This window comes from Stenotrophomonas sp. STEN018, from assembly GCF_056760235.1.
Genome location: NZ_JBRREK010000017.1, coordinates 15,627 through 33,213, shown reverse-complemented (window position 1 = coordinate 33,213; position 17,587 = coordinate 15,627). Strand labels below are relative to the sequence as shown.

Annotated in this window: 3 protein-coding genes and 2 pseudogenes; 2 read left to right on the top strand and 3 right to left on the bottom strand. The window is 58.1% G+C overall.

Annotated elements, in window-relative coordinates:
• Positions 1-544 precede the first annotated feature (544 nt).
• A pseudogene (locus ACVOMB_RS08680) lies at positions 545-685 on the top strand (transposase); the annotation flags it as partial.
• A 6-nt stretch (positions 686-691) separates the two neighbouring features.
• Positions 692-856 (top strand): annotated as a pseudogene (locus ACVOMB_RS08675) (transposase); the annotation flags it as partial.
• Between the two features lie 137 nt (positions 857-993).
• Here ACVOMB_RS08675 and ACVOMB_RS08670 read toward each other — a convergent pair.
• The 3 genes from ACVOMB_RS08670 to ACVOMB_RS08660 all read right to left on the bottom strand — a co-directional run bounded on the left by ACVOMB_RS08670 (position 994) and on the right by ACVOMB_RS08660 (position 17,450).
• Positions 994-4,551: an Ig-like domain-containing protein gene (locus tag ACVOMB_RS08670; protein ID WP_481530794.1), complete on the bottom strand. Its 3,558-nt coding sequence runs from the start codon at positions 4,549-4,551 to the stop codon at positions 994-996.
• A gap of 567 nt (positions 4,552-5,118) precedes the next feature.
• A complete protein-coding gene (locus ACVOMB_RS08665) occupies positions 5,119-11,109 on the bottom strand; it encodes an Ig-like domain-containing protein (protein WP_481530793.1) in 5,991 nt (1,996 codons plus the stop codon).
• Between the two features lie 605 nt (positions 11,110-11,714).
• Entirely contained in the window at positions 11,715-17,450 is a 5,736-nt protein-coding gene (locus ACVOMB_RS08660) for an Ig-like domain-containing protein (protein WP_481530792.1), read from the bottom strand.
• Between the last annotated feature and the right edge of the window lie 137 nt (positions 17,451-17,587).

Sequence of the window (17,587 nt, the reverse complement as noted above, 5' to 3'; positions counted from 1 at the left end):
ACTCGTGGTCGGCACGGCAGCACCCAGACGGCATTCGTTGCGGCCCCCTGCGCAGCTCCCGTGCACCGCAGCGCTGCGCGGGACGCTTGATATCCATCACCAACAATCGACAATCAGCGCGCAACTCGATCTCCTCGCCATACAACAGTCACCCGATGACGCACTGCCAAAGTGGGATATTCCTCCCCACCTTTTGAGTCTGCGTACCACTCAGAACTGCGTGTATAGGGGTTACCCCATATAGACATAGGAGTGCCACTTGATGATGCCTCTCTCCTGTGGAGACAGAACGGCAAGCTCCACGGCAGCAATCGGCTGCGCGCTGCGTATCCCCTTCTAAGAAAGAAAAAATGGACGCCGAGCCGTCCTGTAGGCTTTCCACAAAGAATAAAAAACTGAGGATTAGCCAACACTTGGGACGGTCTGAACACATCCCTCGAAGCCCGTCAGACAGCATTCCACGACTTGAGGGCCTGATCGGCCCATGCAGCTGACCTTTGGCGACGCCGAACAACAAGGCCGACGCTAGCGCACGGGGCGTGAGATCTTCCTGTCGGAGATTGAGAAGTTTGTGCCGTGGAACGCGCTGTTGGCGTTGATCGAACCGCACTAGCCAAAGACGGGTGGCCCAGGCCGGCAGCCGTATCGGCTTGAAACCATGCTGCGTATCCACTTGCTGCCGCAGTGAAGCGTACGTGCCAAAGTCGAACTCCCATTTCGGGTGGTGAAGCGCCAGTTTGGTTACACCAAGGTGCGCTATCGCGGCCTGGCCAAGAACCTGTCGCAGGTACTTACGCTGTTCGCGCTGTCGATCTTGTGGATGGCGCGGCGGCAGTTGCTGCCGCAGGCGCTGTAGTTGCATCTGCAGGACGGGAAAACCCGCCCTGCAGCGCAATGATAGACTTGGAAGTTACTGCCTTTCCGACTTGTAGTACGTGGTGCCGACTCGGTCACGGGAAATCAGCGCGGCCGAGTCGATTGCTCAGACCTTCCTTAGAAGTGATTGCCAAAATTGACACTCACACCGAGCTCCACCAGCAGTTCAGCTGCTACACCAGAGTGCTGGTAAACGTCATACGTCACGCCATCGCTCTCAATCTGGCCTTGAGCGCCCCAATCGCCTGGCGCGCCTTGCGCATCCAACAGATCGCTCAGCTCAATGCGATCACCTGAATCGCCCTTGATCACGAGTTGGATATTACCGTCGTCGATGAACAGGTTTTCCGTTCCGATCTGCAGAACATCGGAAATTGATAGTTTCAGCGTGGTGTCGCCCGTGCCAGTGATGTCGATGATTGGTGCAACGGTGCCCATTTCCAGAACCGATTGGATATCCACCAATTGATGCTCGCCTTTCAGCACAAGCACATCGCCGCCATCACCACCCTCAATCTCCCAAGAACGGCTACCCAACGTTTCCGCAGACCCCTTATTCCCAACTGAATCGGCATCAACCTCAACCAGCAGATCCTGCGAGTGAGTAGACTCTTCCGAGAAGGCTAGCCCGACAGTAGCTGGAGGCTTGATTGACCACTTAACATTGTCCAATCCCCAGCCATTGTCGCCCAAAGCTAAACCGTTCTCATGCGCACTCGTAATACGAACTGAGACAAATGATTGGCCTGGCTTTGCGACATAGCTCACGTTTGCCCAATCGTATTGGGCTGAGATGTTCATGGTGTCAACTACTCGGCCGTCAGCATCAAGCATTTCGACCTTTCGCCAAGCAACGTCATGATTCCTGATTTCAAAATACATCGAATAAACGACTTGATTGAAGTTAAGAACATAAGTGCCGCCAGATTTCATGAAGACACAATGGCCTGCACCGGTGGTGTAGTACGTTTTCATCATCTGCCCGGAGACAGCTTTGATGGTCAGTCCACTATTGCTCACCAGAGTGCCCCCGGCGTTGACAGTCGAGTTCGGCTCATCCTCCCAATCTTCCATGAACGAAACTCTAGAATCCACAACGAACGCAATGGCCTTACCCACCTCTCCCGCATTTCCCGCAGCGTCGATTGTGCTGGCGCTGAAATCATGCGCGCCCTCGCTCAACGGCGTTGCAGGCGTGAAACGCCAGTTTCCGGCGCCATCACTTGCTGTACGCCCAATCTCCAACCCCTTGTCGTAGATGACGATGACGGCGTTCGCTTCCGACTGCCCCACCACCAGCGGAGTGTTATCGAATGTAGTTTGCCCGTTATTGATTTGCGGCAAATCTGGCAACTCGTCATTGAAGAGGGCAAAAGTTGGCTTACCAGGGGCTATCGTATCTATAGCTATTACATAAGGCTCGGACGGCGCGCTGACGTTACCAACGTTGTCCTTGTTGGTCACGGTAAACGCATAGGTATCATCGGCCAGCGGCATGGGTGGTGTGAAACTCCAATCGCCATTACCGTTGACAATTGCACTGCCCAGCAAGGTCGTCTCGTTGATGTAGATGTACACCGCACTATTGGGCTCCGCTTTGCCGTAGAGCGTCGGCGTGGTGTCATCGGTGGATCCACCATTGACTACCAAACCAGTGACGTCACCTTCGTTGTCGATAGTTCCGTCGATGCTCGGCCTGCTCGGCGGCACAGTGTCGATGGTCACAACATAAGGCTCGGACGCAGCACTCACTTTACCTACCTTGTTTTCGACCTTTACGGTGAACTCGTACGTATCGTTGGTCAGCGCGACGGTCGGTGTAAAGCTCCATTCGCCATCTCCATTAACCTGCGCAGTGCCCAGCAGTTCATTACCCTTCACATATATATAGACGGTGCCATTGGGCTCAGCCCTGCCCGCCAACGTCGGCGTCGTGTCATCTGTGCCGGCACCACTGGGCACGACACCCTGGACATCGCCAACGTTGTCAGTGATGGACTCGATGATAGGCATATCAGGCGGCGCTACACTCACGGTAAGGTTGAACGCCTTGCTGCGCTCACTCTCGCCCTTGGCAACCAATGTCACCGTGGCGTGGAACATGTGCGCACCTTCGCCAAGTGCAGCCAGCGGAGTGAACTGCCAAGTACCATCGACGTCGGCGATAGTCTCGCCCAGCAGAACGTTGCCTTCGTAGATCTTGACGATACCGCCTGCGGTGGCGGTGCCAATCAGCGTCGGCGTACTGTCATCAGTCACACTGCCATTGAACATCTCGCCCTGGATGCTACCCACGTTGTCATCGGCCAGGTAAATATTGACCTTCTCCGGGCGCGTATCGACAAAGAACTCGGTAACAGCCGTCTGCTGACCGCTGTTGCCGGCACGGTCCATTGCCGAGTAGCTCAGCATATGCAGGCCATCAGCCAATGGTGCCTCCGGGGTGAAGCTCCACGTGCCGTCAGCACCAACCGTGGTGCTGCCGATCTCCTTGCCCTTGTCATAGACGATCAGCTTGGCATTGGCTTCCGCCGTACCGGTGATGGTCGGGCGATTGTCATCGGTGATGGTCTGGTCGGTGATTGCACCGGTGATACGGCCTTCATCGTCCAGGATGCCGATGATCTGCGGAATACCCGGGGCGACCTTGTCTACCGTGATCACGTACGGCGCGGACACTTCACTGATATCGGTGTTCGGATACTCGTGAATGATGGTGATCGTATGCGTACCGGTGGTGAACGGGGACGTTGGTTTGAATGACCACTGACCATTGGCATCGGCGACGGTGAAGCCCTGCAGATACTTGCCCAGGTAGACGTGCACCTTAACGCCGGGCTCGGCCCTGCCGATGATGGTCGGGTAGCCATCATCGGTGTAGCCGCCATTTTCAATGACGCCCTGGATCACGCCGTGGTTGTCGACGATGGCATCAATGACGGGAATGTCGTCGATGGCGTACGGCGCGGCAGCGGCAGCGGGAGTGCCGCCGACTTCAGCGTCACGACCAGCGCCAGCATCTGCTTCAACAGCTACGGCCAGCTCCTGCACGTCGGCGTTGAGTGCAGCTTCGGCTGACACCGCCGGCACCGGCACACCTGGCAACACAGCCGCTTCCTCGTTGCCTTGCACAAAGGCGCTGGCGGCAGGCGCCGCCTGGGGCTTGCTACCGCCGCTTTTGCTACCACCAGTACTCAGGGCGACACCACCCGCTACAGCAGCTGCACTTGCCAGCGCGCTACTGAACAACGAGGAGCCACCTTCGGAGAACCGGAAAGTACTTTCGGTGCTTCCCGGCTGCGCGGTGATCAGCGCCAGCGACGACGACTCACCATCAGCAAGCGCAGCAGACTCAACAGCACCGCGCTCGGTAACGGCCAGGTAGTTCTGATACTGGCCATCGGCGCCTTGCGAGACCAACTCACCATTGCTGCCGTAGAAATCTTCGATGATCAGTGCGTCCTGCTCGGCACCGTTTGCGTCCTGGCTGATGAGCAGATTCTTGCCAACACGCTTGACGTTAACACCGGCCGGGGCGTCACCGCCCAGCGACTCGGCAAGCACGTAGCGCGCGCCCTCGATTGCATTGATACGTGAAACGCCACGCTTGGCGGAGCCAAGCTGTTGAGCACCAACAAGCGAGCCGCCGCTTACCACCGATATGATCACTGCCATTACCTGTCTACCTGGATGATTTGAATGAACATGGACATCCCGCCCGCATGACACAGCCATGCAGACAGGGATATTTTAGAAACTAGAAATTTGGTACGGGCGCGAACAGCACCTTTTTCAAAGGAGCACACATGAATAATCAGCAGCGCCAACCGCAAATCATTCGCAACTTTCATCAACGCCCGCGAATCACACGCGCGACACACCTGCAAGGCCTACCGGGTCAATCCACATCGCGTTGAATGCGCGCTAGGTGATCAACCAGCGATGTCCTTCGTCGTTTCAAAGCCTGGAGTGGAGCAAGATCTCGCGAGTAAGAGCATCCCGCTCACATGTGTAAGTCTGCGGCTCAAACCGGCGTCAGATATACAGGACGCGTCTTAAAGTCAGCGCACATCTATTGCGGTTTAGTTTCACTAGTGATACCGCCAGCTCATCATCACATCGAGAAGTATCGGAAGACGAACGCGGAACGCCTCCAAAAAAAACCCTGCAAGTCGAAGACTCGCAGGGTCGCTCACAAGCAGTGGGCGTCGCCTGACCGGCCGACGCCTACATAAGCCTGATTCAGAGCATCGTCACCTGCACCATGTCCTGAACCAACAGCTCGGCCGTACCGGTGAGATTGGTGTAGACGCTGTAAGTCACACCACTCACTGTCGTCGAGCCACCTTCAGCCCAGTCAGCGAGGCCACCGAGCAGATTCACTTCGCCGTCAACACCATCAACCAGCATCTGCACCTTTCCATCGGAAGACAGCAGCTCCCGCGCGCCGTCGGCCAGCACGTCACCCACGCTCAGCGACAACGAATTGCCGCCCGATCCAAGGTCGAACTTCTCGAAGCCCTGCACCTTCAATCCCATGGCCGACAGGTCGATGTGCATCGCCCTGCCGTCCATCACCAGCGTGTCGATGCCTTCGCCGCCCTTCAGGAGGGCGAAGTCGCCGCTCATGACATGCACGGTGTCGTCACCCATGCCACCGATCACCACGTCACCCGTGCCCACGTTGAGGAAGGTGTCGTTGCCGTGGCCACCGGTCAGTCGATCCGCAAAGCCGAGCCTGGCGATGATCAGGTCGTCGTCCGCGCTGTAGCTCTGGGTTTCACCACCCTCCGGAACCTCATCGCCCAGCGCATAGTAAGACAGGGTATCGAGCGTGCTGGTGCTGTTGACTGGCGCATGGTTGTCCAGCACGACGGTCACGCCCTGCTGCACCAGCAACTCGGCACCCAGCGAGGAATGCTGGTAGGAGACATATGCCATGCCGTCGATCACGACCGATGCCTTTTGCACCCAGTCACCCTGATCACCGCCGCCGGCAAGCAGGTCGCTCAGGTTGACACTGTCACCAGCATTGCCCTTGACCATCATCTGCACGCGACCATTGCCGACGAATTGATTGACGGCACCGTTTTCCAGCACATCGTTCAGCGACAGCTTGAGCATGTTGTTGCCTGTACCGGTGATGTCGATGATTTCGACGGAGCTGAGTTTTCCGCCGAGCACCGTCAAATCAAGCGTTTGATTTGCGCCGGTCAATTTCAGCGTATCCAGCCCTTGCCCACCATGAACTCCTGCATCGGCACCGGATAGCTTGGCAACATTGGCAACTGTAAATACGTTGTCTTCCTTGCCCCCAAAATGCAACCCTGTCACATCCTGATTGACGAGTTCCGAAGTGCTATATGTTCTTTCGTACGAATCAAACGCAAAAAGGGTAAGCCAAAAGGCGCCACCACCTGGCTGAATATCAAAAACAATACTGGCGATACTTTTTCCTTCTGGAGCGGTAAATTCAATTTTTTTCCCTGCCCCTCCTGAATTCATCGCAACCTTACGCATAACCACGCCATCTTCATCCAAATAAGAAACCCAGCTAGGAGTGGCGGAATTGGTTCCTTCATTTCGCGACTGCCAAAACGATACCGTTTTTGTAGGATTTTTAAGATCCAATATCAAATCATTGTTACCCGCCCCTCTTCCCGAGGAAATCCACAGCCCATGCGATAAATTATTTGGTATCATTTTAAGCATATCAACAATACGGCCAGCGGAATTATTCTTCGCCGTGAAATATTCATACTCCAGCGACTCCCCAATCTCCATTATGTTTTTACTATTCGAGAAATCTTCCCAAGCCTTCGTGAGCCTGGCACTCAAGTCTGCCGATTTATTACCTGCCTGATTCACAATGGCTGCCGTCAAGGATTCCGACAAGGGGGTTCCCGGTGCGCCCGTCACCCTGCCAGCCGCAATATCAGCTGCCGTCAACTGGTAAACGAAGTTCTGGCCGCCGTTCGCCAGATAGAGCTTGTCTCCTGCGACCAAGTTGGTTCTGTCAAAAGCGACGGTCACTGTCAAACCATCGATCAACAGCCCCGTGGGCGCTTTGGGTGCCACCGTATCGAGGACGACCGCGTGTGAGTTGACAGGACCTGCATTGCCTGCGCCGTCGATCACCCGTGTCTGGATGGTCCAGCTGCCCGCATGGCTGTTGCCGTCCTGCGCGCTCCACTGATTGCCTTCGACAAGCGCGGTCGCCCAAGAATTGCCACCGTCCGTCGACACCTGCAACTTCTCATCGGCACCCAGCGCCGCGGACAAAGTGCCCGTCATCAGGCGCCCGGCTGTGCCGTCGTTGGTCAGGGAGTCGTGCGCGCTGAAACCGCTGTCCTTGCCGATGTCGGTGACTGTTGCAATCTGCGTCGGTGGCACCGTATCCACGGTGATGCCAAACACATCCGATGGAGGACTGGTCAGGCCAACCGCATTGGTGGCGATCACCGTGAACTTGTGTTCGCCATCGGACAACGACGGCGTGTAGGTCCACTTGCCGTTGGCATCGGCCACCACGCTGCCCAGCAGCTTGCCGTCGTCGTAGATCTTCACGGTGCTGCCCGCTTCGGCCTTGCCGATCAAGGTCGGCGTCTTGTCATCGGTGAAGTCTCCGTTTTTCAACGGCTCTTGCACGGTGCCCACGTCGTCCAACACCTGATCGATGGTGGGCTTGCCGAGAGGCGTTGAAGCCACTGTGAGATTGAACAGCTTGCTCGGTGCGCTCTCGCCCTTGGCGACCAGGGTCACCGTGGCGTGGAAGCTGTGCGCGCCCTCGCTCAGCGCCGGCGGAGTGAACTGCCAGGTGCCGTCGACATCGGCAGTAACCTGACCAAGCAACACACTACCTTCATAGATCTTGACGATGCCGCCAGCCGTCGCAGTACCGAACAGGGTCGGCGTGCTGTCATCGGTTACACCGCCACTGAAGACCTCACCGGTCACGCTTCCGACATCATCATCGGCGTAATAGATGTTGATCTTCTCCGGACGCGTATCGACAAAGAACTCGGTCACGGCGGTCTGCTGACCACTGTTGCCGGCACGGTCCATTGCCGAATAGCTCAACATATGCAGGCCATCCGCCAACGGGGTATCCGGGGTGAAGCTCCACGTGCCGTCAGCACCAACCGTGGTGTAGCCAATCTCCTTGCCCTTGTCATAGACGATCAGCTTCGCATTGGCTTCCGCCGTACCGGTGATGGTCGGGCGATTGTCATCGGTGATGGTCTGGTCGGTGATTGCACCGGTGATACGGCCTTCATCGTCCAGGATGCCGATGATCTGCGGAATACCCGGGGCGATCTTGTCTACCGTGATCACGTACGGTGCGGACACTTCACTGATATCGGTGTTCGGATACTCGTGAATGATGGTGATCGTATGCGTACCGGTGGTGAACGGGGACGTTGGTTTGAATGACCACTGGCCATTGGCATCGGCGACGGTGAAGCCCTGCAGGTACTTGCCCAGGTAGACGTGCACCTTAACGCCGGGCTCGGCCCTGCCGATGATGGTCGGGTAGCCGTCATCTGTGTAGCCGCCATTTTCAATGACGCCCTGGATCACGCCATAGTTGTCGATGATGGCATCAATGACGGGAATGTCGTCGATGGCGTACACCGTAGTGATGACAGGTCCGCCAGCCGAAGCACTGGCGTGGGTTGTTTTTGCTTCCAGCGCCGAGTTGGATTCAATTGCGGCAATGTTGCCAGCACTCGGAGCGACCGCAACGCCGTCCGAGTTTCCTCTGATGGTCGGCTCGTTCACCGCGATGCCGACGACTTCCGAGTGTGTCACCACCCCCGCGGCCTTGCTCCCCAAGCCGCTGCCGGCAACAACTACGTCGCTATCACCGGCCACCTCCTCGCCACCGGCCAAGAAGCTGGACGCACCCCGCGCTGCCGGGTGCAAGCTCACCACTTGGTTATTGAGCATGATATGCCCGTCCGGGCCGCTGGTCTTGGACATCAGCTGCGATCCAGTGTGGCTATCAACCTCGATTTCATACCCGGCCTTTACGACGACAAGCCGAAACACCTGCGTTGTCGCATTGGTCCACCAGATCTTGGAGTTCCAGGTAACCCAGCTACCCAGCGTAATCTCTTCCTGGAGTTTACCGTTCACGTATATCCGGTAGGTCTGCGCTGGCGCCGTACCCGTCTTGATCATGTAGCACTGCGTCAGACCTTGCGGTGCGCCTCCATTTAGATCGACGGCGAGCGGCTTGTAGACAGAGATCGTGGTATCCACCGTCACATTGATTGCGTTGCTTTTTTCGCTGATCCTTCCTGCCGAGTCCACCGCTACAGCGGTGAAGGTATGCCCCCCGTCCGCCAGCGGCGTGCTGGGCGTGAAGCTCCAATTACCACCACCATCGACCGGAACGCTGCCCAACAGCTTGGTGCCGTCATACACATTCAAGGTCGCACCAGGCTCACCCTTACCGGTCAAGGTCGGCCTGGTGTCGTCAGTCGAATCTCCGTTCTTCAATGGCCCCTGCACGGCACCCACGTCATCGAGCACCTGGTCGATGGAGGGCTTGTCAGGAGGCATCGCTTTCACCGTAAGGCTGAAAGGCTTGCTGGGCTCGCTCTCGCCCTTGGCCGGCAGATTCACCGTTGCGTAAAACGTATGCACACCGTCGCTCAAGGCTGCTGACGGAGTGAACTCCCAAGAGCCATCGACACCTGCCACAGTCTGGCCAAGCAGCACCTGCCCTTGGTAAATCTTAACGATGCCACCGGCCGTTGCCGCGCCGAAAAGCGTAGGCGTGTTGTCGTCGGTCACGCCACCACTGAGGAGGTCACCGGTCACACTGCCTACGTTGTCCGTGGCGAAGTAGATACTGACCTTTTCCGGACGCGTATCGACGAAAAACTCGGTCACGGCGGTCTGCTGACCGCTATTGCCGGCACGATCCATTGCCGAATAGCTCAACATATGCAGGCCATCAGCCAACGGTGTCTCCGGCGTGAAGCTCCACGTGCCATCAGCACCAACCGTGGTATAGCCAATCTCCTTGCCCTTGTCATAGACGATCAGCTTGGCATTGGCTTCTGCCGTACCGGTGATGGTCGGCCGACTGTCATCGGTGATGGTCTGGTCGGTGATTGCACCGGTGATACGGCCTTCATCGTCCAGCATGCCGATGATCTGCGGAATACCCGGGGCGACCTTGTCCACCGTGATCACGTACGGTGCGGATACTTCACTGATATCGGTGTTCGGATACTCGTGAATGATGGTGATCGTATGCGTACCGGTGGTGAACGGGGACGTTGGTTTGAATGACCACTGGCCATTGGCATCAGCGACGGTGAAGCCCTGCAGGTACTTACCCAGGTAGACGTGCACCTTAACCCCGGGCTCGGCCTTGCCGATGATGGTCGGGTAGCCGTCATCGGTGTAGCCGCCATTTTCAATGACGCCCTGGATCACGCCGTAGTTGTCGACGATGGCATCAATGACGGGAATGTCGTCGATGCCGTACGGCCCGGTTGCGGCAGCGGTTGCGGCAGCGGCAGCGAGAGTGCCGCCGACTTCAGCGTCACGAGCAGCGCCAGCGTCTGCCTCAACAGCTACGGCCAGCTCCTGCACGTCGGCGTTGAGTGCAGCTTCGGCCGTCGCCGGCACCGGCACACCTGGCAACACAGCCGCTTCCTCGTCGCCGAGCACAAAGGCGCTGGCGGCAGGCGCCGCTTGCGGCTTGCTACCGCCGCTTTTGCTGCCACCAGTACTCAGGGCGATACCACCCGCTACAGCAGCTGCACTTGCCAGCGCGCTGCTGAACAACGAGGAACCACCTTCGGAGAATTGGAAAGTACTTTCGGTGCTTGCCGGCTGCGCGGTGATCAGCGCCAGCGACGACGACTCACCATCAGCAAGCGCAGCAGACTCAACAGCACCACGCTCGGTAACGGCCAGGTAGCTCTGATACTGGCCGTCGGCGCCTTGCGAGACCAGCTCACCAATGCTGCCGTAGAAATCTTCGATGATCAGTGCGTCCTGCTCGGCACCGTTCGCGTCCTGGCTGATGAGCAGATTCTTGCCAACACGCTTGACGTTCACACCGGCCGGGGCGCCGCCGCCCAGCGACTCGGCAAGCACGTAGCGCGCGCCCTCGATTGCATTGATACGTGAAACGCCACGCTTGGCGGAGCCAAGCTGTTGAGCACCAACAACCGAGCCGCCGCTTACCACCGATATGATCACTGCCATTACCTGCCTACCTGGATGATTTGATTGAACAAGGAAATCCCGTCCGTATGGCATAGCCAAGCAGACAGGGAGTTTTTAGAAACTAGAAATTCAGTATCTGCGCGAACAGCACTTTAACCAATAAATACGCACAAACATCAGCGACATGATCAGAAAACCGCCAGAAAAAACTTGCGCCTCTCGCACACGGAAATCCTTGAATATCTGCCACGCATATCCGCACCACATGAAACGATGACTAACAAACGATCGACATACTTCAGCGATGTATATCCTGCAGTCGAACAAAATTTCGCGGCAAAGTGCATCCCGACGTTGCCTGTAAGGCTGTGACTAGAACGTACGCAAGACGCACAGGAAGCAAGAAAAAGTGGAAATATATTCCCAGCAAGATTCACTACCGATGCCGCCGTTCGCACAGCCTGGGCCAGCTAATTCTCATGCCGGCCCTTGTAAATAGGCTGCAGCAAAACTGTTTTCACCGACGGTAACTTCGGAAAGAATGCGCGATCTATTCGTACAGAACAGGTTCTTCTCGCACCTGAGGGGAGAAGAACCATGAAATATGATTATGGCGGAAACTCCCAGCACAACCGCAAGTCGGATCAATAAGCTTCCAGCCTGATCTCCTGCAGACTCAGCACCTCCGAAGAATAGCTGTGTTGCTGGTAGCTGACATATTCCTGTCCGGCCGCAGCAGCAAGCGCATGCGTGTCGGAGGCAAACAGGTCCGCTCCAGCACTTTCCAGCAGATGAGCACCCCCCTCCGTTCCAAGCGCATTCTCAACCCCTACCAACTTCGAGTTCGTCACCGTGACGGTCAGCGCCTTCTTCACAAGCAGTTCCACAGCCAGCGACGAATGCTGGTACGAGTTGTAGTTCACACCATCGATCACGATCACCGGCTTCAGCACCCAGTCACCGTGATCGACACCGCCGGTCATCAGGTCGCTCAAGTTGACGCTGTCTCCGGCGTTACCCGTGATCATCATCTGCACACGACTCTTGTCACCGGTGTAGAACAAATCGATACCACCGTTGCGCAACACGTCCGACAGATTCAGTGTCAGCACGTTGTTGCCACTGCCGGTGAGGTCGATGACTTCCATCGAGCTGATCTTGCTGCCCGCCGTCGTCAGGTTGAGCGCATGGCCTGCGCCTAAGAGCTTGAGTGTGTCGATGCCGCTGCCGCCGTGAACGGCTGCCGTCGCCTGGGCGAAGTAGGTCTGCGCATACTGCGACATTGACACCACGTCACTGCCGCCTGAGCCGTAGAAGGTCTCGGCAAGCACATCGATCAGGTTCGCATCGCGCGTGTCCTTGGTGTGCGTCACTACGTATTGGCTGAACATATCCAGCGTAACCTTGGCGCTCATCGCCGTCACCGTGAACGAGCCTATATCCATCAGCCCGGTCTTGGTCCAGCTGAAAGTCGACAAGTGGTACGCCGTTGCATCGCCGAAAACCGTCTGCTCGTGCATCAGGTTGCCGTTGACGTCGTACACGCGGATCTTCGCACCCAGCGCGTTGTCGGCGCCGCTAAGGCGTAGCGTGATCTGGTCAGCCGGTTTGGTCAGCGTGAACATCGCATTGGCCTGCAGGCTGTCGCTCAAGGTCAGGCCCGCCGCGCTGTTCGCGGTCTGGGTCGTCTTGGCCATCGTGCCCGTCGTCGTCACCGTGACGCCGCTGCCGGTGTACACGTTGTTCGCCGGGGCCAGTTGCAGGTTGTCGCTCACCAGCGCCCGGGTGTAGGTGCCCACCACATCGTACGGCTTGGAGGCCGGACCGATCGCGCCGTCCTGGCCGACGATCTGCGCGGTCACCACAAAGTCGTAGTTGTAGCTGGCCGTCGAGTAGGTCACTGCCGCCGGCACGTTGAGCGTGACGGACCCGGTGGTGATGTTCACCTGCGTCAGAACTTGGTCGTAGGTGCTGGTGCCCCACTGGATGTGCACCTTGTCGCCCACCTTGGCCCCAGTGCCCGCGAGCGAAACCGTCATCTCCGAGCCGTTCTGCGCCAGCGTGGCGGTGTAGATGTTCGCGGCTTCCGGGATGCTCACGATGGTCGGCGCGGCGGGGCCTTCGACCAGGGTCACGGCCTGCGTCACCGGCGAAACGACGTGGTTCACACCATCGCTGATCCGCGTCTGGATCGTCCAGCTTCCGGCATGGCTCGATGTGTCGATGAAGGCCCAGCCCTTCCCGTGCACCACGGCGTTCTGCCAGGTCTGGCCATCGTCGACCGAGACTTGCAGGTACATCCCGGAAGCCAGTGCGCCACTGAGTTTTCCAAGCACGACCTGGCCTGCTGCGCCATCCCTAATCTCCAGGCCCGAGCCGGCGCTGTGCCCGCCCACGCTGTCGACGATGACACCGGTCCCCAGGCCGATGTTCACCGTCACACCGGACTTCACGAAGATTTCCGCCTGGAGGCCATTGTGCTGATAGACGTCATAGACCACACCCTGGAGCGTCACCTGCCCCTGCATGATCCACAAGCCCAGGCCCGCACCGTCCAGCGCATCGCCCAGTTCGACGACGTCGCCGGCGTTGCCCATCACTTTCATCTGTACACGGCCGTCGCTGACGAAACCGTTGACGGCGCCGTTCTCCAGGACCTCCGCCAGGGACAGCTTGAGGACATTGTTGGAGCCCTGGGTCATGTCAATGATCTCGATGGACTTGATCCGGTCGCCCCACAACTTCATATCCAGGACCTGCCCCGTGCCGACAAGCCTCAGGGTGTCGATACCGCCATTACCATTGATGCTTGCCGCCGAATTGGTGGAAGCGCCCGAAACCACAAACGTCTCGTCGCGCCCATCGCCCTGGTAGCTGAAGCGCGAGTTGTCCACATACTTTGTCTGGGCATCCTCGGTCAGCACCGAAGATCCTCCGGATCGGGTGAACTCGAAGTTGTCGAGAAAGCCCCATTCGGTCGTGTACGCAACCACCGACCCAATGAGAATGCCCGGGTCAGCGGTGTAGGTCACGCGATAGCCCCCCGGCGCACCTCCAAAGCTTTGCGTCTTGAGAAGATTTCCGTGAATGTCATAGAACGCGTACGTCGCGGGATCGTGGACGTAGTCTGTTGTGAACGTAACTTTCGACGCCCCTTCGAAAGAAATCTCAAGACGATCGCCACTCTTTCCGCTGTAACCAAAATAGAGGCGATTCCCTTCTCCATACCCAATAGTATCGTCGTAGTTGTCAATGAAGGTCTGACCCTGGAGGACCTTCACGTTCATAGAATCCAGCACGAGCGTCTGGCCCGTCGTATAGACCTTCGTGTCGGTGGTATTCGAGAAATCCTCGCGAACCGTCCCCTCGGAGAGGGTGGTCCGGAACTTCGAGATATTCCCGGCCTGGTCGACGATGGCAGCCTTCGTCAGGCTGGAGGCTTGGAATCCGGGTGTGATCGTCGCCGTTCCCGCAACCACATCAGCCGCGGTCAATCGGTACTCGAAGTAGCTGGTTCCCTGGTTGAGGTAAATCCGATCTCCCGCAGCTACTTCGGCCGATTCGAAAGTCACGGTCACGACAGCACCATGGACCGCGACGGCGGTCGGTGCCCCCGGAGCCACAACGTCCATGTTCACCCGCTGCGACGTGGCCTCGCCGGTCAAGCCGGTGTCCGAGGCGACCCGGGTGAGAACTTCCCAGCTCTCAGCGTGACTGCCGAAATCGACGAACATCCAGCCGAGGTCATCACGCATCACAACGCCGGACCATGTCTTTCCACCGTCCGTGGAGATCTCGATCCTCTGGTCGCCCTTCAGCACATCGCTGAGCACGCCCTTGATAAGGCGTCCGGCGGAGCCGTCATTGGTCAGGAAGTCCTTACCGTCAAAGCCACTGTCCTTGCCCACCTGCGTGACGATCGCGGTTGGAAGATAAGTGTCGACAGTGAAGTCGAAGCGGTCGGACGGTTCGCTGATGTGGCCCATCGCATCCACGGCTTCCACGGTCAATTTGTGGTCACCGTCCACAAAGCCCTTGGACGGAACGAACGTCCACTCACCTTCCGAATTGGCTTGCGTGCGGCCGATTTCCGCGCCATCGTCCTTGATGATCACGGTGCTGCCGGCCTCTGCCCTGCCGCTGATCTCTGGGCGCGCATCATCGGTCGTGCCGCCATTGGCGATCGCGCCCGTCTGAGCCCCGACATCGTCGATCACGCTATCGATGGTCGGCTTGGCTGGTGCCAGAGTGTCGATGGTGATCTCGAACGGGTCCGAGGGCACACTCGCATTTCCGGCCCTGTCCGTCGCGATCACTGTGAAGATGTAATTGCCGTCGTTCAGCGAAGCGTTTGGAGTGAAGCTCCAGTTGCCGCTGGCGTCGGCCACCACGCTGGCAAGCAAATCATTTCCATTGTGAATTTTCACCGTGCTGCCGGCTTCGGCTTTGCCCACCAGAGTAGGAGTGTTGTCATCGGTGCCTTGGCCGTCTTGCAGTGGGCCTTGCACTGCGCCCACGTTGTCCAACACCTGGTCTATGGTGGGTTTTGCCGGCGGCGCGGTGTCCACGTTCAGGGTGAACGGCTTGCTGCGATTGCTCTCGCCCTTGGCGACCAAAGTTACCGTGGCGTGGAAGCTGTGCGCGCCCTCACTCAATGCCGGCGCGGTGAACTGCCAAGTACCATCGACGTCGGCGATAGTCTCGCCCAGCAGAACGTTGCCTTCGTAGATCTTGACGATACCGCCGGCAGTGGCACTGCCAATCAGCGTCGGCGTACTGTCATCAGTCACACTGCCATTGAACATCTCGCCCTGGATGCTACCCTCGTTGTCATCGGCCAGGTAAATATTGACCTTCTCTGGGCGCGTATCGACAAAGAACTCGGTAACAGCCGTCTGCTGACCGCTGTTGCCGGCACGATCCATTGCCGAGTAGCTCAGCATATGCAGGCCATCAGCCAATGGCGCCTCCGGGGTGAAGCTCCACGTGCCGTCAGCACCAACCGTGGTGCTGCCGATCTCCTTGCCCTTGTCATAGACGATCAGCTTGGCATTGGCTTCCGCCGTACCGGTGATGGTCGGGCGATTGTCATCGGTGATGGTCTGGTCGGTGATTGCACCGGTGATACGGCCTTCATCGTCCAGGATGCCGATGATCTGCGGAATACCCGGGGCGATCTTGTCTACCGTGATCACGTACGGTGCGGACACTTCACTGATATCGGTGTTCGGATACTCGTGAATGATGGTGATCGTATGCGTACCGGTGGTGAACGGGGACGTTGGTTTGAATGACCACTGGCCATTGGCGTCAGCGACGGTGAAACCCTGCTGGTATATACCAAGATAGACGTGCACCTTAACGCCGGGCTCGGCCCTGCCGATGATGGTCGGGTAGCCATCGTCGGTGTAGCCGCCATTTTCAATAACGCCCTGGATCACGCCGTAGTTGTCGACGATGGCATCAATGACGGGCACCGCATCCATGGAGTAGGCTGCGACTGCGCCGGCGGCCTTGACTGCACCGTCCGTCAACATGGAGCTGGGACGAACCCGATTCTTGCTGTCGCCTGCTTCAGGTGCAAGCTCGACATCAAGGTTGTTTTCTGCAACAACCGAAGATTCGGGAACAACATTCTCGTCAAGTGCCGCGTCGCCAGCTTCAGCAACTACGCCCACAACGTCGGCATTGATAGCCACATCATTGATAGCGGCATCGTTCGGCAGCGACCGCTCAGGTTCCGCGCCGATGACCTCATCTGCCACGGCCGATGCGGGTGGCTCAACGGCGCTCGGCGACGGCTCGACCACCGAAGCCCCTGCAGCCTGATCCTCCAGCATGAAGCCACTAGCGACCGGCGCAGGCTGCGCCTTGCTGCCGCCGCTATTGTTGTTGCTCAACGCAAAGCCACCGGCAACCGCTGCCACACCGGCCAGTGCGCCACTGAACACCGACGAGCCGCCTTCTGCAAACTGGAAGCTGCTCGGCATGGCTGCAGGCTGGCCAGCGGCCAAGGTAAGCAGCGATGCGGCGCCATCGCCCATTGCCGCCGCATCGGTAGCGCCGTTTTCGGTAGCGGCCAGGTACTCCAGGTACTCACCATCGGCGCCCAGGCCAACCAGCTGCCCTTCGCTGCCGTAGAAATCTTCGATGATCAGCGACGCCGGCTCAGCGCCGTCAACGTTCTGCTCAATGATCAGATTCTTGCCGACACGCTTGACCGCGATATCGCCCGCAGCAACGCTGCCGCTCATTTCCGCCAGCACATAACGCGCGCCGTTGACCGCGCTGATACGTACCGCCTTGCCGCTCTTCGCATCCGCGAGCTGCTGGGAATTCACCACAGCGCCGCCGCTCACTACCGATACCATTGCCGTCATTACAGTTCACTCGTTATTGTTGATTTGGTGGAAATTTCTCGATCCGGCATGGCTGGCCGCTATCTGAAAAGAATTTCCCTACGCGTCACGATGCTTGGCCAACGAGCTCTCGAGGTTCCACTCAGGGAACCGGAAAG

What these genes read in the sequence shown, in the direction of transcription:
- ACVOMB_RS08670 (WP_481530794.1), bottom strand. Translation starts at nt 4,551, where the DNA reads ATGGCAGTGATCATATCGGTGGTAAGCGGCGGCTCGCTTGTTGGTGCT.
- ACVOMB_RS08665 (WP_481530793.1), bottom strand. Translation starts at nt 11,109, where the DNA reads ATGGCAGTGATCATATCGGTGGTAAGCGGCGGCTCGGTTGTTGGTGCT.
- ACVOMB_RS08660 (WP_481530792.1), bottom strand. Translation starts at nt 17,450, where the DNA reads ATGACGGCAATGGTATCGGTAGTGAGCGGCGGCGCTGTGGTGAATTCC.